The 19616-nt window shown below is 70.6% G+C and carries 16 protein-coding genes; 12 read left to right on the forward strand and 4 right to left on the reverse strand.

Annotated features, from left to right (window positions below; genetic code table 11):
• Window positions 1–8 precede the first annotated feature (8 nt).
• From ACZ6YV_RS13590 to ACZ6YV_RS13605, 4 genes are all read left to right on the forward strand, one after another.
• Window positions 9–1163, forward strand: a complete 1155-nt coding sequence (locus tag ACZ6YV_RS13590) for a CaiB/BaiF CoA transferase family protein (protein ID WP_465509860.1) — start codon at window positions 9–11, stop codon at window positions 1161–1163.
• Window positions 1160–1951, forward strand: a complete 792-nt coding sequence (locus ACZ6YV_RS13595) for an HTD2 family dehydratase (protein WP_465509861.1) — start codon at window positions 1160–1162, stop codon at window positions 1949–1951. Before ACZ6YV_RS13590 ends, ACZ6YV_RS13595 begins: the two co-directional genes overlap by 4 nt.
• Window positions 1948–2769, forward strand: a complete 822-nt coding sequence (locus ACZ6YV_RS13600; protein WP_465509862.1) for an HpcH/HpaI aldolase/citrate lyase family protein — start codon at window positions 1948–1950, stop codon at window positions 2767–2769. Before ACZ6YV_RS13595 ends, ACZ6YV_RS13600 begins: the two co-directional genes overlap by 4 nt.
• Window positions 2770–2861: 92 nt before the next feature.
• The gene (locus ACZ6YV_RS13605) at window positions 2862–3809 is read left to right on the forward strand and encodes a helix-turn-helix transcriptional regulator (RefSeq protein ID WP_465509863.1); all 948 of its coding nucleotides are present in this window, start codon (window positions 2862–2864) and stop codon (window positions 3807–3809) included.
• A 139-nt stretch (window positions 3810–3948) separates the two neighbouring features.
• On the opposite strand, the gene ACZ6YV_RS13610 is transcribed toward ACZ6YV_RS13605, so the two are convergent.
• Window positions 3949–4581: a TetR/AcrR family transcriptional regulator gene (locus ACZ6YV_RS13610; protein ID WP_465509864.1), complete on the reverse strand. Its 633-nt coding sequence runs from the start codon at window positions 4579–4581 to the stop codon at window positions 3949–3951.
• A 48-nt stretch (window positions 4582–4629) separates the two neighbouring features.
• Between ACZ6YV_RS13610 and ACZ6YV_RS13615 the strand changes: the two genes are divergently transcribed.
• The 3 genes from ACZ6YV_RS13615 to ACZ6YV_RS13625 are packed head-to-tail and all read left to right on the forward strand — an operon-like array spanning window position 4630 to window position 7900.
• Complete coding sequence (locus ACZ6YV_RS13615; RefSeq protein WP_465509865.1) at window positions 4630–5577, forward strand: patatin-like phospholipase family protein; 948 nt, start codon at window positions 4630–4632, stop codon at window positions 5575–5577.
• On the forward strand, window positions 5574–6422 hold the full coding sequence (locus ACZ6YV_RS13620; protein ID WP_465509866.1) for an SDR family oxidoreductase: 849 nt from the start codon (window positions 5574–5576) through the stop codon (window positions 6420–6422). The genes ACZ6YV_RS13615 and ACZ6YV_RS13620 overlap by 4 nt, the downstream gene beginning before the upstream one ends.
• The gene (locus ACZ6YV_RS13625; protein ID WP_465509867.1) at window positions 6419–7900 is read left to right on the forward strand and encodes a flavin-containing monooxygenase; all 1482 of its coding nucleotides are present in this window, start codon (window positions 6419–6421) and stop codon (window positions 7898–7900) included. The genes ACZ6YV_RS13620 and ACZ6YV_RS13625 overlap by 4 nt, the downstream gene beginning before the upstream one ends.
• A gap of 42 nt (window positions 7901–7942) precedes the next feature.
• On the opposite strand, the gene ACZ6YV_RS13630 is transcribed toward ACZ6YV_RS13625, so the two are convergent.
• Both ACZ6YV_RS13630 and ACZ6YV_RS13635 read right to left on the reverse strand, forming a co-directional pair.
• Window positions 7943–8695 (reverse strand): hypothetical protein, encoded by a 753-nt coding sequence (locus ACZ6YV_RS13630; protein WP_465509868.1) that lies wholly within the window; start codon window positions 8693–8695, stop codon window positions 7943–7945.
• Window positions 8696–8699: 4 nt separating this feature from the next.
• Window positions 8700–9290 carry a papain-like cysteine protease family protein gene (locus tag ACZ6YV_RS13635; RefSeq protein WP_378238882.1) on the reverse strand — a complete coding sequence of 197 codons (591 nt, stop codon included), beginning with the start codon at window positions 9288–9290 and terminating at the stop codon, window positions 8700–8702.
• Window positions 9291–9663: 373 nt separating this feature from the next.
• Between ACZ6YV_RS13635 and ACZ6YV_RS13640 the strand changes: the two genes are divergently transcribed.
• From ACZ6YV_RS13640 to ACZ6YV_RS13660, 5 genes are all read left to right on the forward strand, one after another.
• Window positions 9664–12504, forward strand: coding sequence for a helix-turn-helix transcriptional regulator (locus ACZ6YV_RS13640; protein WP_465509869.1), 2841 nt, complete (start codon window positions 9664–9666; stop codon window positions 12502–12504).
• A gap of 249 nt (window positions 12505–12753) precedes the next feature.
• Window positions 12754–13452 (forward strand): TetR/AcrR family transcriptional regulator, encoded by a 699-nt coding sequence (locus ACZ6YV_RS13645; RefSeq protein ID WP_465509870.1) that lies wholly within the window; start codon window positions 12754–12756, stop codon window positions 13450–13452.
• Complete coding sequence (locus ACZ6YV_RS13650) at window positions 13452–15974, forward strand: ABC transporter ATP-binding protein/permease (RefSeq protein ID WP_465509871.1); 2523 nt, start codon at window positions 13452–13454, stop codon at window positions 15972–15974. The genes ACZ6YV_RS13645 and ACZ6YV_RS13650 overlap by 1 nt, the downstream gene beginning before the upstream one ends.
• Complete coding sequence (locus tag ACZ6YV_RS13655; protein WP_465509872.1) at window positions 15971–17695, forward strand: ABC transporter ATP-binding protein; 1725 nt, start codon at window positions 15971–15973, stop codon at window positions 17693–17695. Before ACZ6YV_RS13650 ends, ACZ6YV_RS13655 begins: the two co-directional genes overlap by 4 nt.
• Complete coding sequence (locus ACZ6YV_RS13660) at window positions 17692–18546, forward strand: alpha/beta fold hydrolase (RefSeq protein WP_465509873.1); 855 nt, start codon at window positions 17692–17694, stop codon at window positions 18544–18546. The genes ACZ6YV_RS13655 and ACZ6YV_RS13660 overlap by 4 nt, the downstream gene beginning before the upstream one ends.
• On the opposite strand, the gene ACZ6YV_RS13665 is transcribed toward ACZ6YV_RS13660, so the two are convergent.
• Entirely contained in the window at window positions 18533–19459 is a 927-nt protein-coding gene (locus ACZ6YV_RS13665) for a hypothetical protein (RefSeq protein ID WP_465509874.1), read from the reverse strand. The genes ACZ6YV_RS13660 and ACZ6YV_RS13665 overlap by 14 nt on opposite strands.
• Between the last annotated feature and the right edge of the window lie 157 nt (window positions 19460–19616).

Consider the following 19616-nt stretch of genomic DNA (forward strand, 5'->3'; position numbering starts at 1 on the left):
AAGGCAGTATGCGCCACCCACTCAAGGGAATCACCGTCGTCGCGCTGGAGCAGGCCGTCGCCGCGCCGTTCGCGTCGCGTCAGCTCGCCGACCTCGGCGCCCGGGTCATCAAGATCGAACGCCGCGGCGTCGGCGACTTCGCCCGCGACTACGACCGGACCGTCCACGGGCAGTCGAGTTACTTCGTCTGGCTCAACCGCGGCAAGGAAAGCGTCGAGCTCGACATCAAGGATCCGGCCGATCGGGCGCTGCTCGACGCGATGATCGACCGGGCGGACGTGTTCGTGCAGAACCTCGTGCCCGGAGCGGTGGAACGGCTCGGACTCGACGCCGGGACGCTGCGTGCGGAGCGCCCGGAGCTGATCCACTGCTCGATCTCGGGCTACGGGCCCGAAGGTCCATACCGGACGAAGAAGGCCTACGACCTGCTGGTGCAGTGTGAAACCGGGCTCGTGATGTCCACCGGCACCCCGGAAACCCCGGCCAAGGCGGGGATCTCGATCGCCGACATCGCCACCGGGATGTACGCCTACACCGGCATCCTCACCGCGTTGTACGACCGCGAGCGCACCGGTGAGGGCGCGAGCCTGCACGTCGCGATGATCGACTCGCTCGGCGAGTGGATGAGCCAGCCCGCCTATTTCTCCCGCTACGGGCAGGAACCGCCACGACGCACGGCCGCGGCGCATCCGTCGATCTCGCCGTACGGGCCGTACAGCACCAGGGACGACAAGGTCTTCCTGAGTGTCCAAAGTGAACGGGAATGGGTCGTACTCTGCCGGGATGTCCTGGCGCGCCCCGAACTCGTCGAAGATCCGCGCTTCCGGACCAACGACGACCGCGTCGGCAACGACGACGAACTCACCGCGATCCTGGAGGAAACCTTCGAAGGCCGGACCGCGGACGAGGTCGGAGACCTGTTGGAGCGCGCCGGGATCGCCAACGCCCGGCTGCGGACACCCGAGCAGTTCACCCGGCATCCACAGCTGGCCGCGCGAAACCGCTGGCGCGCGGTGGAAACCCCGGCCGGCCCGCTGGAGGCGTTGCTGCCGCCGGTCGAGGTGGACGGCAGGGAACCGGTCATGGGGCCGGTCCCCGCGCTGGGAGCGCACAACGAGTCGATCCGGGCCGAGTTCGGCCCCGGTGGAGAGGATCGGACGTGAAGGAAATCCTGCAGCCTGGCCCGGCGGAGGCGCTGGCCGCGCTGCTCGACGTCGAGATGCCGGATCTGGACCGCGACGGCCTGCCCTTGCTGTGGCACTGGTTCTACTTGCTGGACCGGCCCGCGCAGGCCGATCTGGGGCCGGACGGACATCCGTTCCGCGCCACGATCCCCGCGCCGCCGGAGCCCGGTCGCCGTCGCATGTGGGCGGGTGGGCGGGTGCGGACGCTCGGGCCGCTGCGGTGCGGGCTGCCCGCCACCCGGCACACGGAAGTGCTTTCCGTCCAGGAGAAACAGGGCCGCACCGGACGGCTGACCTTCGTCGTCACCGGCCACAAGATCGTCCAAGGCGGCGAAGTCGTGGTCGAGGAGGAACAGGACCTCGTCTACCGCGACGCCGCTTCCGGGCAGGCAGAGGCGGCCATCGAGGAGCCGGAGGTCCCGGTGAGCGAGGGCGAATGGGCGATCGACGTCTCGCCGACGCTGCTGTTCCGGTTCTCGGCGCTGACCTACAACGCGCACCGCATCCACTACGACCGCGACTACGCGCGGGATGTCGAAGGCTATCCGGGGCTGCTCACCCACGGGCCGTTGCAGGCGCTCGCGATGGCCGAGGCCGCACGGCGACAGGGGATCGGCGGGGAACTGGCCTTCGACTACCGTCTCGTCTCACCGTTGTTCGACCATCAGGGCATGGTCGTCCGGGCCGAAGCCGGAGCGGAAGGGGCCGCCACCACTGTCCGCGATCGCCACGGACGGCGGACCGCGACCGGAACGGTGCGCCGATGAGCGATTTCCTGACCAGTGCGAAGACCTTCCTGTTCGTCCCGGGGTACCGGCCGGACCGGTTCGCCAAAGCCGCGGCCAGCGGCGCCGACGTCGTGATCCTCGACCTGGAAGACGCCGTCGCGCCCGATCGAAAAGAGGCCGCGCGCGAGCACGTCCGGGCCTGGTTGGCGGAAGGGCATCAGGCCGTTGTCCGGATCAACGCGGCCGGAACTCCTTGGTACCACGAGGATGTCGCGAGTGTCGGACGCGCGCTCGCGGTGATGGTGCCCAAGGCCGAAGACCGTGCCGAGATCGACGCCCTCGCCGGACGGCTGCCCGGTGTGCCGATTCTGCCGCTGGTGGAAACGGCGGCCGGGATCGCCAGGGCGGTGGCGGTCTGCGGCGCGGACGCGGTGGTGCGGCCCGCTTTCGGCAGTGTCGACCTGGCCGCGCAGCTCGGCGTCGACCCTCGGTCGCACGAGGCGTTGCGGTACGCGCGATCCGCGCTCGTCGTCGCCGCGGCGGCCGCGGGCAGGGCGGCCCCGATCGACGGCGTGACCACGGCTCTCGACGACGAGGCTGCGCTCGTCGCGGACCTCGGTCACGCCAAGACCCTGGGTTTCACCGGGAAACTCTGCGTGCACCCATGCCAAGTCGCCGTCGCCGATCGGGAACTGGCGCCGTCGGCAGGCGAGATCGAGTGGGCGAGGGGAGTGGTCGCGCTGGTGGGTGACGGTTCGGTCGCCGTGGCGGACGGCCAGATGGTGGACAGGCCGGTCGAACTGCGCGCCAGGGCGATCCTCGACCGCGCGAAGGAGCCATTCCGACCAGCCGGATGACCCCGATGCGGCCTGGTAGTGCCCGCCGAGTGGCGGTAGCGTTCCGGCGGGTGGACTTTTCGTTACGGTGAACGGAAAGGAGGCGTGGCCCGGTGCATGAACCGTTGGTGACCGAATTCGCGACCACCGATCCGGAGCAGGCGCGGGCCCTGATCGCGGAGGCCTACCGCGACAACCGGCTGCGAGTGCGGGGGACTGTCGAAAACTATCTTTTCGAGCACAACCGCTGTGATATCGGGGACGTGCATTTCGACTTCATGCACAACACGCTGACCACGGAGGTCGTCGTCCAGCCGCTGGGCAGGATGGTGCTGTTGCGGGTGCTGAACGGTGTGCTGGAGATCGACGACGGTCTCAGCGACCGCCGGTTCGGCCCCGGTGACGTGTTCGCCGGCCCGCATCCCGGTCACGACTACCGGACGGGCCTGCACGGTGCGCGGCTGCAAGTCACGGGTATCGACCTGCCCCTGTTCGTCGGGATCGACCCGGCGCAGGACGGCGAGGCGGTCGAGCGGTTGAGTTACAAGCCGGTGAGCCTGATCAAGGCACAGCGATGGTGCAGGACGGTCGAATACGTCACCGGGTTGTTCTCCGAACCGGGGGTGGAGAACGGCCCGCTGGTGCTCGGGGCGGCAGGGCGGCTGATGGCCGCCATGGCTCTGGACACCTTCACCGAGGGCACGGGCGAGGACCGGCCTTGCGACCGGACGGACGCCGTCCCGGAAACGGTGCGCCGCGGGATCGCCTTCCTGGAGGCGAATCCCGATCTCGACCTCGGCGTCGCCGACATCGCCCGCGCCTGCCGGGTGTCGGTGCGTGCCCTGCAGCTGGCGTTCCGGCGGCATTTGGACACCACGCCGATGGCCTATCTGCGTCAGGTCCGGATGGACCGGGCCCGTGCGGAGCTCAGCAATGCCGCCGAAGGGACGACGGTCACCCGGGTCGCGGCGAAATGGGGCTTCCTGGACGGCAGCCGGTTCAGCGTGCAGTACCGCGCTGCCTTCGGCGAGTCACCCAGTCAGACCCTGCGCGGATCCTGACCTTCGTTTTCGTCGGTGCCGGTCTGCGTTTTCGCTGCTAGACCCACGCCCCGAAAACCGGTTTCATGGACCTTGTCCGCCAGTATCGCCCAGCCCCCGCCTACTGGTGCGTCGCAACCCGGACCGGCCGGCCGGTTCTTCAGCGGGGTGCCGCGATTCCGTCGTACATGACACGACGGACCGCCCGGCTCATCGCCGCCTGCCTTTCCGGCGACGGGTCGCGCAGCTCGGAGAGCACCGACGCGAGGATCATCCCGTTGATCGCGCGGGCGGTGGAGTCCACGTCCAGGTCCTCGTGCAGATACCCGAGGCGGACACCGTGGTGCAGATAGCCCGCGGTCAGCTCGGCGGTGGTCTCGTAGAAGTCCATCACCCGTTCCCGCATCTCGGCGTCGATGCCGGCCGCTTCGAGTAGGAGGAACCGGGCCATCCGGGGGTCGCTGCCGAAGATCCGGGCGAGCGCGTCACCGATCCGGGCGCTCTGCCTGCGGTATTCGGCCAGGCTGTGGACCGCGTCCGGCGCGTTGTCCGCGGCCAGCGCGGCGACCACCTTCTCGACCAGGTCCGTGATCACGTGGTCGACGATGTCCCGCTTGTTCTGGAAGTACCGGTAGAAGGTGCCGTGCCCGATGCCCAGCCGCGCGGCGATGTCGGCGATGCCGGTCGCGTGGTAGCCGCGTTCGGCGAAGCAGTCGAACGCGGTCTCCACGATCTCGCGCCGTAGTTCCTGCTTCTTCCGTGCGGCCCTGCTGACCGGGGTCTCCGTCGTCATTCCGTCAGCTTATTGCCTCGGGCGTTCAAATGACATACCGTTCCGAAAATGACACGTCATTCCGCAAGGGCACTGGTGCTCGGCTGCGGCGGAACCCTGGGCTTCGCCTGGACCGCCGCGGTCCTCGACGCGCTGCACACCCGGGCAGGCTGGGACCCGCGTGAGGCGGACGTCCTGGTCGGGACCTCGGCGGGGGCCGAGACGGTGGCCATGCTCGGGGCGGGAATCCCGGCGAAGGCGATCCTCGACGCGGTGGCCGGCGCTCCCGGCGGCGATGCCGTCGTCGCCGCGCACGTCCGCCGGGTTCCGCACCGGCTCCCTCCGGTGCCGTCCCCGCGGTGGCCCGCGGCCGGGCTGGTCCGGGCCGCGCTGAGCCGGGACGTCGACACGCTCGCCGGTCTCGCGGGACTCCTGCCCCGGGGCAGGGGAGACGCAAGCTGGCTCCGCGAACTCGGGGACGCGCTGGCGCCCGGCGGCTGGGTCCCGCATCCCGCGACCTGGCTCATGGCCGCGGACCTGACGGGGAAGCGGATCGCGCTCGGCTCGCCAGACGCGCCGGCCGCCCGCCTCGGCGAGGCCATCGCCGCGTCGTGGGCGATCCCCGGCTGGTTCCCTCCGTCCGTTGTGGACGGACGCCCGCTGCTCGACGGCGGGACGATCTCCCCGACCTCGGCCGATCTCCTGCTCACCCGCGACATCGGCGAAGTCGTGCTGATCGCGCCGATGAGCAGCGAGGGCGGGGCTCCGGCACGCGGTCCGGTCCGGCTGGAACGCCTGCTGCGGACGGCGATGACCAGGCGCGTCGACGACGAGGCGCGGCGGCTGCGCGCGGCCGGTGTCCGGGTGGTCCGGATCGAACCGGGACCGGCCGATCTCGCCGCCATGGGCGCCAACCTCATGGACGGACGGCGGCGGGAGCACGTGCTCGCCGCCGCATCGCGGACGGCGCCCGGCCTGGTCGCCGATGCTTTCGAACGAGAGGGAGTGCGCGCATGAGCAAGTACCCGGACCTTGACCTCGACGGTGCGCACGTGGCGATCACCGGCGCGGGACAGGGCATCGGCCGAGCGACCGCGGAACGCTTCGCCGCGCTCGGCGCACGCGTGTCCATCGGCGATCTCGACCTCGAAGCCGCGAAGCGCACCGCCGCCGACATCGGCGGGACAGCGCATCACCTCGACGTCGCCGACGCGGCCTCGTTCGCCGCCTTCCTCGGCGACGCCGAGCAGGCGAACGGACCGCTCACGGTGCTCGTCAACAACGCCGGGATCATGCCCAACGGCGGGTTCCTCGACCTCCCCGACGCGCTGAACCGGGCGACCATGGAGGTCAACGTCTTCGGCGTCGTCCACGGGATGCGGCTGGCCCTGCCCGGCATGCTGGAACGCGGCCGCGGGCACATCGTCAACGTCGCTTCGCTGGCCGGGAAGTTCCCCGTCAAGGGGCTGGCGATCTACAACGCCAGCAAGTTCGCCGTCGTCGGGCTGACCGCGGCGACCCGGCTGGAGTACGCGCCGCACGGCATCAGTATCTCCGCCGTGCTGCCGTCGGCGGTCGACACCGCGCTCGCTTCCGGGCTCGACATGCGGCCGATCCCGAAGGTCAAACCGGGCCGGATCGCCGACGCCGTCGTGGATTCCGTCCGCAGCCGGGTCGCCGAGATCGCCGTGCCCGGCTACGTCGGCGCGCTCGCCACCCTCGCGGCCGTGACACCCGAACCGGCGCTCAACGCCTTCCGGCGGCTGATCCGGGACGACCGGGCCCTGCGCGCCGATTCGCCGGAGCGGGACGGCTACCGCGCCCGCCTCCACCAGGACACCCAGCGGGAGGAAAACGCATGACCACGCAGTACGACGCCGTCGTCGTCGGGGCCGGTTTCGGCGGGATGGGCGCGGCGATCCAGCTCAACCGGCTCGGCTACGGCAACCTGCTCATCCTGGAACGCGAGTCCGATCTCGGCGGCACCTGGCACGTGAACCGCTATCCCGGGCTGGCCGTCGACATCCCGTCGGCCACCTACTCGTACTCGTTCGAGCCGAACCCGCACTGGTCGCGCCTTTTCGCGCCGGGCGCGGAACTCAAGCGGTACGCCGAGCACGTCGCGGACAAGTACCGGCTGCGGCGCTACATGCGCTTCGGCTCGGTGGTCACCGGCGCCGTCTGGGACGAGGCGAACGCGCACTGGGCGGTCTCCTTGGCCGACGGCAAGCCGGTCACCGCGAAGTACCTCCTCACCGCGACAGGATTCCTTTCCCAGCCCAAGAAACCCGACATCGCCGGGATCGACACCTTCGGCGGCAAGGTCATCCACACCACCGCCTGGGACGACGGCTACGACCTCGCGGGCAAACGCGTCGCGGTGATCGGTACCGGCGCGACCGCGGTCCAGCTGATCCCCGAGATCACGAAGGTCGCGCGGGAACTCACCGTGTACCAGCGGACCCCGATCTGGGTGAGCCCCAAACTGGACTTCCCGGTGCCCAAGGCCGTCCGGCGCGCTTTCGCCGCTGTCCCGTTCACCCAGCGGGTCGCCCGGCTGACCGGGACCGCGCTGCTGGAACTGATGATGGTCTCCGGTGTGCTGCACTACAAGCAGCTGCCGGCGGCGAACCGGCTCGGCAAGCTGTGGTGCCAGGCGCACTTGCGTCGTCAGGTGCGGGATCCGGGGCTGCGCGCGGAACTGACGCCGCGCTATTCGTTCGGCTGCAAGCGCCCGACGTTCTCCAACGAGTACTACCCGGCCTTCACCAAGGATCACGTGCACCTGGAGACCTCGTCGATCGCGAAGATCGACGAGACCGGGATCGAGACCGCGGACGGGAAGCGCCGTGACATCGACGTCCTGGTGCTGGCGACCGGATTCGACCTGTGGGAGGCGAACTTCCCGGCGGTCGAGATCATCGGCCGCGGTGGCCGGGATCTCGGGAAGTGGTGGCGGGAGAACCGGTTCCAGGCCTACGAGGGTGTCGCGATCCCGAAGTTCCCCAACTTCGTTTCGCTCAACAGCCCGTATTCCTACTCGGGACTGTCCTATTTCACCACCATCGAGACGCAGATGCGGCATATGGACCGGCTCTTCGGCGCGATGCGGCAGCGGGGCGCGACCGAGTTCGAGGTCACGCAGGAGGCCAACGACGCGTTCCTCGACCGGATGACCGAGCGCCTCGGCGACTCGATCTTCACCCTCGGGAACTGCGCCCCGGCGAACAGCTACTACTTCAACCCGCACGGGGAAGCGACCCTGCTGCGGCCGTCCTCGACGCTGAACGCCATCAAGGAGGCGCAGAACTTCCCCGTCGAGGACTACACCTTCGCCTAGCGGGCAGGGTGCCGGGATCGAGCGATCCCGGCACCCTGGCGCTCACTGCTTGCGGAGCCGGAGCGTGACGGCCGCGCCCGCCGCGGCGAGGAAGACCGCGCTGAGGGCGTACGGCCACCACGGCACCGAGGTGTCGCCCACCGGGGCGGCACCGTAACCACCGGCGGCACCGGTGCGGTCGTAGGTCGAGCCGGGCATCTTGTCGCCGTAGCGGCTCTGCAGGGCCTCGCGGTAGGCGGCGAGTGTCAGCTTCTCGCCGGTCTTCGCCACCGATGAGCCGTCGAGGACGGTCACGGTGTCCCCGTCGACGGCGTACCAGGCGCCCGCCTGAGGTTCGCTCAGGAGGTAGCCCTTGCCGGCCTGCGCCGCGAGGCGCTTTTCGACGTCACCCGAGGCGACGTTGTAGACCGACCAGCCCGAGCCCTCACGCTGCGACCACACGGTCGCCGCGTCGCCGTTGCCCAGGGTGGCGGGGGTGGCGACGTAGGCGAGTTCGGCGGGGACGGCCGAGGTTCCGGCGATGAAGGCCGCTGTCGGCTGGTAGACCGCCACCGGAGCCCGCGTGTCGGCCTTGGCGGTTCTGGCCGCGAGCGCCGTGTCCGCCTTGGCCGCGCCGGGGAACACCGCCTTGGCGAGCCGCTGGGTGGTCGCGTCACTGGTGACCACTGTGGACACCGCAGCGAGGTCGGCGGCGGTGGGCGCGCCGCTGGGGGCGTCGGCGGCGGACGCCTGGCCACCCAGTGCCAGTGACAGTCCGAGGGCGAGGATCGTGGCGCCGAGGAAGGTTCGCTTCATGGTTTCAGTCCTTGATCCCGTAGACGGTGTGGGTCCAGGTGAACGAGTTGTTGGACCGATAAGCGTTGTAGCTCATCTGGTTGTACCGGGGGCTCGAGCCCCACGGGTCGCCGTAGTAGACCGTCGTCGCGCCATTGGTGTTGTCGTAGCCGTAGAGCACGTGCATGTGCCCGCCGCCGTTGTTCCAGCCGATCCGGGTGCCGATCGGCTGCCGCGCGTCGACCTGGCTCTTGATGGAGGCGAAGCTCAGCGTCTGGCCGGAGGAGCTGTAGCTGCCGACGTTGCTGAACCCGAGCCAGCGGAACACGCGCTGCTGATCGCTCAGGTAGCCCTGGTTGTTCGCACAGTCCGAACCGGACTCGTTGTGCGCGACCTGGCAGAACTTCGTCTGGGAGATCGAGTGCCCGAAGTACGCGGCGATGGTGTTGCCACTGGCGTCCCAGCACCAGTTGCTCTTCTCCTGAGCCTGCATCTTGATCGGGATCGTGCTCGCCGCCGTGATCGCGGGAGCCGCGGAGGCGGGCGCCTGCAGGGCGACCAGCGCGGCGACACCGGCGCAGGCCGTGGCCAGCCCGCGCCTGAATGAGGTCTTCACCGTCGGGACACTCCTAACTGGATGGTCGAACGTGAAGCACGCGCGGGCGGCTGCCCGGAAGAGACTGGTGGGGACTTCGGCTACCCGACTGGGTGGCCGACCGGCGCGAGCAGGGGACTTGCGCTGTGACGCGGTAACAGAGGGGTACTGCGAACAGACTGAGATTCACCCTCCGGGGGTACCCGTGGCAAGGTTCGCGGCAATACCTAAGGGTCCGTATTGCCGATGCGGGGATCGCGTAGCGCAGGTCGGCGTCGCCCGATCGAGTTAACGCCGTAACTCCGGTGGTGTGGACCAGCGGAAAGCGTGCGGCCCGTGGTCACTGTTCGTGTTCCCGCCTTTCGGCGGGTGTCCTATCGGTATGGTCCCGAGCATGCCGACGATCGGTGCGGCACCGGTGTTCGTGGCCCGCGACACCGAATTGGCCGAACTGGTGCGCGTCGCTTCGAGCCCGCCGTCGGTCGCCGTCGTCGAGGGCGAACCGGGTGTGGGCCGGAGCCGTCTGCTCGAGGAACTGGCCGCCCATCCCGGGATCGCGTCGCGCGTGGTCTGGTCCGCCCGCTGCGGTTCCTTCGCACGGCCGTGCCGGCTCGCGCCGTTGGTCGACGCGCTGCTCGGGAAGAGCGATGTGGCCGCCGCCCACGCGGCGGGCTTCTCCCCGGTGACCGGTGTCCTGCGACGGCTGATCCCCGAATGGTCGCCGTGGCTGCCGCCGTTCCCGGAGAACGCGGACGCCGACACCGTCCGGCAGCAGGAGTTCCGTGCCGTGCGCGAAGTCCTGACCGGCTGCGGTCCGGCGGTGCTGGTACTCGACGACGTCCACTCCGCCGACGACGACACGTGGGAGTTCCTGCGCGGGCTCGCGGCGTCCCCCGCGTCGCCGCTGAGCGTGGTGGTCAGCGCGGAGACGGGCGGCCCCCGGCGATTCCCGCCGCTGCGTGAAACCGCCGCGCGGCTCTCGCTCCCGGCGTTCACCGCGGCCCAGGTGCGGACGTTGCTGGACGCGTCCTTCGGCCGCTGCGCGCCGGATTTCGCCGAAGCGGCGCACCAGCGGACGTCCGGGCTCGCCGTCGACCTGACGGCCTTGGTCCAGAGCGTCGGCGACACGGCCGAGGCGCTTTCGGCGGACAGGCTGGCGTCGGCGACCGTGCCGCCGATCGTGCGGAGCCGGGTCGCCGGACTGATGGCGGCGCTCGACCCGGCCGCGCGGGACGTCGTCCGCGCGGCCGCGGTGCTGGGATCGCCCGCCGGGGAACCGGATCTGGGCGCTGTCGCGGCATCGTCGTCCGGGGAGATCTCCGGCGCGGTCACCGAAGCCGTGGAAGCGGGACTGCTGCGGGACCTCGGCCGAGGCCGGTACGTCTCGGGGAGCCCGCTGATCGCCGAAGCGGTCTACGCGTTGCTGCCCGGTCCGCAACGGTGCGCGATGCACGGACGCGCGTCCGCCCGTCTCGCCGCTGGCGCCGAACCCTTCGCGTCGCTCATCGCCCGTCACGCGCGGCTGGCGGGTGATCTCGCCGCGTGGACACAGTGGACCGGCGTCGCGGTCGACAACGCCATCGAAGACGGCCGGACAGAGGAGGCTAGCCGTCTGCTCGAAGCGGCCTTGCGGGACACGGACCTGCCGCGGACCGCGCGCGAATCGTTCGCCGTCCGGCTCGGCAGGGAACTGCCGCGCAGCATCGCCCACGCCGGCACGGTCCGGCTGCTGCGGGAGATCCTGCGCGAATGGCCGCTGAGCAAGGCCGCGCGGGGCGAGATCCGGGTCCACCTCGGTCAGGTGCTGATCAACCAGGTGGGCAAGGTCGAAGCGGGCAGGCTGGAAATCGAGCTGGGCGCGGCCGACCTCGGCAGGCGACAGGCCCTGCTCGCCAGGGGGCTGGTCACGCTGGCGCTGCCGCATATCGGGACGGTCCCGGTGGAGGAGAACCTCCGCTGGCTCGACGAGGCCGAACAGGTGAGCAAGGGGGAGCACGACGCCGGGCTGCTCGCCGCGATCGCCGCCAACCGGCTCTCGGCGCGGATGCAGATCGCCGATCCGGAGGCCTGGGACGGCATCGCCGACCTGCCACGGGCGCCGGAATCGGCCGAGGTCTGCCGTCAGGTGGCCCGCACCTACATCAACCTGGCCGACGCTGTGGCGTGGAACGGGCACTATCCGGTCGCGCGGGCCTATCTCGCGACCGCGCGGCGGCTGATCCGCGACGACCACCAGCCCTACCTCGACGCGCTGGCCGACGGCACGGAACTGCGGCTGGACCTCGCGATGGGGGAATGGTCGACCGTCGCCGAGAAGGCGCGGGCGATGCTGACGCGGGTCGACAAGGACAGTTCACTCGCCGCCGAGCCGCTGCTCGTGCTCGGCTGGTACGAGTACGGGCAGCACCGGCCGACGGCGGCACTGCGCAGTTTCGACGCGGCGTTCGCGCTTTCCGCGGGCAGTGTCCCGGTGCAGGCGTCGGCGTACGCGGGCCGCGTCGCGGTCCACCAGGCGGGCAAGGATCTGCAGGCCGCCCGGCGCCTGGCCGAGTACGGCCTGGAAACCGTGCGCCGCAAGAACAACTGGGTCTGGGCGGCCGAACTCATGCCGTTCGCCGTGCGCACCATGCTCGGGCTGGGACAGCACGTCGAGGCCAGGGAACTGCTCGCGGAGTACCGGCAGGGCATCGACGGCAAGGACACGCCGGTCGCCAACGCGGCGGCGTTGCTGTGCCGGGGGATGCTCACCCAGGCGCGCGGTGAGACGCTCGCCGCCGGCGACCTGCTGCTCGGCGCCGCGCGGGCCTACCGCGCGCTGCCTTTCCCGTATTTCGCCGCCTACGCCGACGAACTCGCGGCCGGATGCTTCTCCGAAGCCGGGGAGCGGGAACGTGCCGTCGCCTCCTTCACCACGGCTGAGACGGCGTACGCGAGTCTCGGCGCCGCCGTCGACGCGCTCCGCTGCCGCCGGTCACTGCGGCAATGCGATCCGGAGATGCCCCGGCGCGGCCGCAAGGGCTACGGCGAAGCGCTGTCGCCGAGGGAACTCGAAGTCGCCCGGCTGGCCGCCCGGAACCTCACCAACCGGGAGATCGGCGAGCGGCTGTTCCTCTCGCCGCGGACGGTCGAGATCCACATCGGACGGGCGCTGCGCAAACTGGGGCTGCCTTCGCGCACCGTCCTGACCGATGACCTGCTCCGTGACGCGACCGGTGAAGGGTCCAAAACCGCCTGACGCCATTCCCTAGGGGGCCGTACTCGGCGATTCGCTGGGTACATCGCGAGAAACCGCAGGTGAGAGGCGGTTTCTTTAAATAGTGGAATGATCGCCGCGCTCCACTATTGTTCCGTTTCCGTCGCCGACCGACAGTTGTCTGGCATTCGCGATTTCCCGGAAAGGAATCACTTCCCGAACCGTCACTTGACATCAAGGTAAGCCCACCCTTAGTTTCCCCCTATAACTTTCCTGGGGCGAAGGGGTGAGATGCCGAACATCGGGGGCCGTCCGGCCATGATCGCGAAGGACGACATCCTCCGGGCCGGTCGTGAGCTCGGGATGCGCCGGCTCAGCGTGAAGGCGGTCGCGGTCCGGCTGGGGGTGACCGCGACCGCCCTCTACCGGCATGTCGACTCCCGTTGGGGGCTCGAGCGGCTGGTGGGCGAGAGCATCCTGGCCGAGCTCGAACTCCGGGACGATCCCGGACACGACCTCGAACAGCATCTGCTGTCCTTCGGCCTGCAGATGCGGGCCTTCGTGCTGGAGCATCCGGGCCTGGTCACCTACCTGCAGCTGCTCTTCCCGCGTGGTGACGGCGGGCAGCGCCTGCTGAACACCGAGGTCGACGCGCTCGTCCGCCGCGGTTACGAGCCCGGCGCGGCGATCGTGCTCAGCGGGGCCGTCGCGTCGCTGACCATCGCGATGACCGCGTCCGAGGAACACAGCACGGCGGCCGAGGAGGCCGACGGCGACGGGCTGGACCAGGAGCGGCAGGCGGTCCGGGACCGGTTGTCGCGGGACGACCGGCTCGCCGGGCCGTCCGCCGCGTTGCCGGAGGTGCCGCGGCCCGAGTACGTGCGGCTGGTGCTGACAGCGTCGATTCGCGGGCTCATCGGGTCCTGCCCGCCGGGCAGGCCGGTCGCCGAGATGGTGGCCGATCTGGCGGAGACAGGGGAGGGGCTGTGATGGCGCGCGGGTTCCAAGGCGCGGTGATGCGGGGCTTCGGGGCCCGAGACCACGAAGCGACCGTCGTCGAAACTCAAGAGATAACCCCGCTGTTCGTGCGGATTCGGTTCGTCTCGCCGACGTTGTTCGAGGACGTCGTCGTGGAGCCGACGGCCTGGCTCCGGTTCTGGTTCCCGGATCCGGAAGGCGGCCCGACGGAGTTCCAGCGCGCGTACACGCTCACCGAAGCCGATCCGGAGGCAGGCACGTTCACGATCGACGTCGTCCTGCACGAGCCTGCCGGTCCCGCGTCGCGGTGGTTGCGTGAGGCGCGGCCCGGAGCGACGGTTCCGGTGATGTCGCTGGGTTCCACATCGTTCTCGGTCCCCGCCGAACCGCCCGCCGGGTACCTGCTGATCGGCGACTCCGCCTCGATCCCCGCGATCAACGCGATCCTCGAAGTGGTCCCGGCCGACCTCCCCGTCGAGTTGTACCTCGAAGAGCACGACGAGACCGACAGGCTGATCCCGCTGGGCGAGCACGCGAGGCTGGCCGTGCACTGGGTGCCGCGCCAGGACGCGACCTCGCTGGCTGCGGCGATCGAGACGCGCGACTGGTCGGACTGGCAGGCATGGATCGCGACGGAAGCCGGGTCGTTCAAGCAGCTGAAGACGCGTTTGCGCGACACGTTCGGCTTCCCCAAGTCCGAGGTGCACGGCCGGGCGTACTGGTACTACGGCCGGGCCATGGGCTCTTTCCGCGGGGAGAAGGAAGAACAGGCCCCCGAAGCCCCGAAGCCGGTCAAGGATGCGCCCAAGGGAGCTTGGCGCGCACAGGCCGCCGGACGGCTGCTCGCGCCGGTGCGGCGGACACTGGTCTTCGCCGGGATCCTGCAGGCCGTCGTGACGCTGATCCGCCTCGCGCCGTTCGTGCTGCTGGTGGAACTGGTCCGGCGGCTGATCGAGGGCGGCGGATCGCTGTGGCCGCTCGGTATCTCGGCGCTGGTCCTGCTCGGCGCGGGAACCCTGCTCGAATCCGCTGTCGTGCTCTGGCTGCACGCGGCCGACGCGCGGTTCGCCCGTGACCTGCGGCAGCGGCTGCTGGGCAAACTCGCGAGGCTGCCGCTGGGCTGGTTCACCGCCCGCGGTTCGGGCACGGTCGCGAAACTCGTCCAGGGCGACACGCTTTCGCTTCACTACCTGGTCACCCACGCCGTTCCCGACGCGGTCGCGGCCGTCGTCGCGCCGGTCGCGGTGCTGGCGTACCTGTTCGCCGTGGACTGGCGGCTCGCCCTCGTCCTGCTCGTCCCGATTCTCGTCTACCTCGTCACCACGTCGATCATGGTCGTCCAATCGGGACCCAAGACCGGCCAGGCGATGCGCTGGTCGGAACGGATGGCGGGGGAGGCGGGCGCGTACCTGGAGGGCCAGCCGGTGATCCGGGTGTTCGGCGGTGCCGCGGCATCGTCGTTCCGGCGGCGGCTCGACGAGTACATCGGTTTCCTCGGCGACTGGCAGCGCCCGTTCACCGGCAAGAAGACCATGCTCGACTTCGCCACCCGGCCCGCCACGTTCCTGCTCCTGATCACCGGCGCCGGTACTCCGATGGTGGTCGGCGGCGGCATGGAACCGGTGACGCTGATCCCGTTCCTCCTGCTGGGCACGACGTTCGGCGCCCGGCTGCTGGGTATCGGGTACGGGCTCGGCGGTGTGCGGGAAGGGATACTCGCCGCCCGCCGGATCCAGGTCGTCCTCGACGAACCCGAACTGTCCACAGTGGAGCTCGGAGCCCAGGATGGTGTCGAGCCGGGCACGGTGGAACTGGACAGGGTGGGCTTCGCCTACCGCACCGGGGTTCCCGTGCTGGAGGACGTCTCCCTGACCTTGCGGCCCGGCACGGTGACAGCGCTGGTCGGCCCGTCGGGAGCGGGGAAGTCGACCCTCGCCGCCTTGGTCGCGAGGTTCCACGACGTGACCGAGGGAGCGATCCGGGTCGGCGGGCGCGACATCCGGACCTTCGCCGCCGACGAACTCTACGGCCGGGTGGGATTCGTGCTGCAGGATCCTCAACTCGTCCAGGGAACAGTGCGGGAGAACATCGCCCTCGCCGTCTCCGGCGCCACCGAAGACCAGGTCGTCGCCGCGGCCCGTGACGCGCGGATCCACGAGCGGATCCTGCGGCTGCCCCAGGGGTACGACACCGTCCTCGGCGCCGGTTCCCAGCTGTCCGGCGGGGAACGCCAGCGGGTGGCCATCGCCCGCGCGATCCTCGCCGACGTCCCGGTCCTCGTCCTCGACGAGGCGACGGCCTTCGCCGATCCCGAGTCGGAGTACCTCGTGCAACAAGCACTCGACAGGCTCACCGCGGGCCGGACAGTCCTGGTCATCGCCCATCGCCTGCACACCGTCACCGGCGCCGACCGGATCGTGGTCCTCGACCACGGGCGGATCGCCGAAAGCGGGACCCACGAAGAACTGCTGGCTTCGGGCGGCCGCTACACCCGGCTGTGGCAGGCCGGAACCGGTGCGGAGGTGACCGCGTGATCCGCACACTGCTGGGGATCGTCCCCGCGACGAAACGCCGGGCTTTCCGGCGTTACGTCGTCCTCGCTGTGCTTTCGGTGCTGTTGCGCGCCATCGGTGTCGTTCTGCTCGTGCCGCTGGTGGGCGCCCTGTTCGGCACCGATCCGGCGCGAGCACTGCCCTGGCTGGGCGCGCTCGCCGCCGTCACCGCGGCGGGCTGGGCCCTCGACGCCGTCGTGGGACGGCTCGGATTCGACCTCGGTTTCGGTGTGCTGAACCACGCCCAGCACGACGTCGCCGAGCATCTGACGAACGTGCGACTGTCCTGGTTGGACAGTGAGCACACCCGGACCGCCCGACAGGCCATCGCCGCGACCGGTCCCGACCTCGTCGGCCTGGTCGGCTACCTGCTCACCCCGCTCATCGGCGCGGTCCTGCTGCCGATCGCGATCGCGCTGGCCCTGCTGCCGATCGCCTGGCCGCTCGGGGTCGCCGCGCTGGCCGGGGTCCCGGTGCTGCTGGGCGCGTTGTGGGCGACCGGGCGGATCACCCGGCGCGCAGACAGGGCGGCGGCCGAAGCGAACACCACGCTGACCGAGCGGATCGTCGAGTTCGCCCGCACCCAGCAGACGTTGCGCGCCGCCCGCCGCGTGGAACCCGCGCGCAGTCACGCCGGTGCCGCGCTCGCCGCGCACCACGGCGCGACAGTGCGGTTGCTGCGCCTGCAGATCCCGGGTCAGGTGCTGTTCGGCGTCGCCGGTCAGCTGGCGCTGGTCCTGCTCGCCGGAACGGCCGTTGCCCTGGCCACGCAAGGAAGCCTGACCGTTCCCGAGGCGATCGCCCTGATCGTCGTGATCGCCCGGTACCTGGAGCCGTTCAGCGCGCTCGGCGATCTCGCCCCCGGCATCGAGACCGCCACCACCACGCTCGGCCGCATCCGCACCGTGCTCACCGCGCCCGTCGCCCCGGCGGGTGAGGCTGCCCCGCCGGGCAAGCAAGCGCCGCGGATCCGGTTCGAGGACGTCGGTTTCCGGTACGCGCCCGGCACCGAGGCCGTGCTGGAGAACTTCGCCCTCACGCTGGAACCGGGGACGACGACCGCGATCGTCGGACCGTCCGGCTCGGGCAAGAGCACCGTCCTCGCCTTGCTCGCCGGCCTGTACCAGCCCACCGGCGGACGGGTGCTCGCCGACGGGACGGATCTCGCCGAGCTGTCCGCGGCCGACCGCCGGGATCTCGTCACCGTCGTCTTCCAGCAGCCGTACCTGTTCGACGGTTCGGTGCGCGACAACGTCCTCGCCGGGGATCCTTCGGCGAGTGAGGAAAGGGTCGCCGAGGTCATCGCCCTCGCCCGCGCGGGCGAGTTGCTCGGCGATGGGCGTGCGGCCGTCGGCGAGGCGGGCGGCGCGCTTTCCGGCGGCGAGCGGCAACGCGTGTCGATCGCCCGCGCGCTGCTCAAACCGGCGCCGGTGCTGCTGGTCGACGAGGCCACCAGCGCGCTGGACACCGAGAACGAGGACGCCGTCGTCCGTTCGCTCAGCGCCGATCCCGTGCCGAGGACACGGGTGATCGTCACCCACCGGATCGCCGGGATCCGGCACGCCGACAGGGTCCTCTTCCTGGAGGACGGGCAGATCGCCGAGGACGGCACCGTCGAAGAACTCCTTGCCCGGCAAGGACGTTTCGCCGAGTTCTGGCGGCGGCAGATCGACGCCACCGGCTGGAGGATCACCGCGCGATGACCCATACACAGGGTGAGCCGGAATGGGTCGTCACCCGCGACGGCAGACGGCTCTACGCGATGGTGCTTCCCGGCCCCGAAGGCTTCACCGGGCCGACGGTCGTGTTCGAAGCCGGTGCCGCCGCCACCCGGTCGTCCTGGGCGGCGGTCCAACCGGAGGTCGGCCGCTACGCCCGCGCTATCGCCTACGACCGCTCCGGGCTCGGCCGCAGCGCCCCCGACCCGGGCGGCCGGACACTGCGCCGGATGGCCGACGACCTCAACGACGTCCTCGACCACTTCGGGCCGGGGCCGTATGTCCTGGCCGGGCACAGCGCCGGTGGCCCGATCGTGCGCCAGGCCGCCGCTCGCCGTCCCGAGCGGATCGCCGGCCTGGTGCTGGTCGACCCGACCGACGAGGTGGCGGAGGTGCTCTTCGGCCGCGTCTTCCGCACCGGTGAACGCGTCGCGCTCAAGGCCGGCGCCGTGCTCGCGCGGCTGGGCCTGCTCAAAGTCCTCTTCCGCGGTCTGCTGCGGGGCATCCCGGACGACGTCCGCCGCGACCTCGAACGGGAGGCGTTCACCGTCGGGACGATGCGGACCCATCGGGAACAGGCCCGCACCTTCCTCGACGAACTGGCCGTCTGGCGGCAGGATCCGCCGGTGCTCGGGGACATCCCGGTCACCGTGGTGTCCGGCGGGCTCGGCGGGAGCGGGTTGTCCGCCGCGATGCGGAGGCAGGCGAACGCGTCCCACGCCCACCGGGTGGCGCTCTCGCCCGGTGGCAGGCAGGTGATCGCGGAGCGGTCCGGGCACTACATCCCGAAGACCGAGCCCGAGGTGATCGTGCGCGAGATCGTCAGGATGACGTGAGGGCCCGCCGGAGTTCTTCGTAGGTCGGGGCCAGTGTCCGGAGCGTCTCGGCGGCGCGCGCGTCGTCCTCGACGACGAGGTCGTACTGCAGTGAGCCGACCAGCCGTGCCTGCGTGGTGAGAACGGTGGCCGCTTCGCCGTGGCCGACCCGGCGCACGCACACAGCCGCGTCGGAGAGCCTCCGGGCGCCGACGCGGACCGCGAAGTGCATGAGCAGCCCGCGCAGTTCCGGGTCGCACCCGGCCTCGATCCGGGCGGCCAGCGCGAGCGCCGCGTCGGCGTTGCCGAGGCTGCCTGGAGGGAGTCCCGCGCCGTGCTCGCCGCTCAGCCGCTTGATCGCCCGGGGGAGTGACGCGACGATCGCGGCCTCCTCGTCGACGACGGTGTGCCGGACGAAGTTCGTCCGCATCGTGTGGGGCTTGCCGTAGTCGACGGTCTCGGCACGCCAGGCGGCGGCGAAATCCGTCCTCGGGATCCGCGCGTACGGGTAGCCCTGCGGATCGTGGGCGGTGACGGACTCGCCGTCCGCGGCGAGCGCGACCAGGAAGTGGTCGGCACCGATCGGGCCGGTCATCCCCGGCTGGTGGCGCAGGTACCCCATCTCGACCGGCCCGATCAGGACCGGCCCGTCGGCCAGGCTTTCGGCGAGCCGGGTGAACGCGGTGTCCGGATCCGGTTCGCTCACGGTTTCCGCACGCCAGCCGAGGACGTCGAGCGCTTCGCCGATGCCGATGTCGGGATCCCAGCCGAAGGCGTCGAAGAACGGCATCGAACCGCCGACCAGCTGCATGCCGAAAGGGCTGCCTGTCACTGTTTCGAGCACACCGATTCCCGGTGCTTCGGAGCCCATCATCATCGCGAGGGAATGGGCGTAGCAATAGGGGCCGGAGCCGTCGTAAGGAAGATCGATCACGTGTTCGACGATGGCAGTTTTCGCGCCGAAACGCCACCCTCCCGGTTTCCGTCCGTTGTGGACGGTGCATCACCCGTCCGGGGGTTTCGGGGCCACTCAACGGGTTCTATCCAGGGGACACCGCCGGTACCGGTTGCCGTCGACGATCTTGCCGACA

The organism is Amycolatopsis sp. NPDC102522, assembly GCF_055584485.1.

Coding starts and splice junctions, on each gene's coding strand:
- ACZ6YV_RS13590 (WP_465509860.1), top strand. CDS start 9: ATGCGCCACCCACTCAAGGGAATCACCGTCGTCGCGCTGGAGCAGGCC.
- ACZ6YV_RS13600 (WP_465509862.1), top strand. CDS start 1,948: ATGAGCGATTTCCTGACCAGTGCGAAGACCTTCCTGTTCGTCCCGGGG.
- ACZ6YV_RS13610 (WP_465509864.1), bottom strand. CDS start 4,581: ATGACGACGGAGACCCCGGTCAGCAGGGCCGCACGGAAGAAGCAGGAA.
- ACZ6YV_RS13615 (WP_465509865.1), top strand. CDS start 4,630: ATGACACGTCATTCCGCAAGGGCACTGGTGCTCGGCTGCGGCGGAACC.
- ACZ6YV_RS13620 (WP_465509866.1), top strand. CDS start 5,574: ATGAGCAAGTACCCGGACCTTGACCTCGACGGTGCGCACGTGGCGATC.
- ACZ6YV_RS13625 (WP_465509867.1), top strand. CDS start 6,419: ATGACCACGCAGTACGACGCCGTCGTCGTCGGGGCCGGTTTCGGCGGG.
- ACZ6YV_RS13630 (WP_465509868.1), bottom strand. CDS start 8,695: ATGAAGCGAACCTTCCTCGGCGCCACGATCCTCGCCCTCGGACTGTCA.
- ACZ6YV_RS13640 (WP_465509869.1), top strand. CDS start 9,664: ATGCCGACGATCGGTGCGGCACCGGTGTTCGTGGCCCGCGACACCGAA.
- ACZ6YV_RS13645 (WP_465509870.1), top strand. CDS start 12,754: ATGCCGAACATCGGGGGCCGTCCGGCCATGATCGCGAAGGACGACATC.
- ACZ6YV_RS13650 (WP_465509871.1), top strand. CDS start 13,452: ATGGCGCGCGGGTTCCAAGGCGCGGTGATGCGGGGCTTCGGGGCCCGA.
- ACZ6YV_RS13660 (WP_465509873.1), top strand. CDS start 17,692: ATGACCCATACACAGGGTGAGCCGGAATGGGTCGTCACCCGCGACGGC.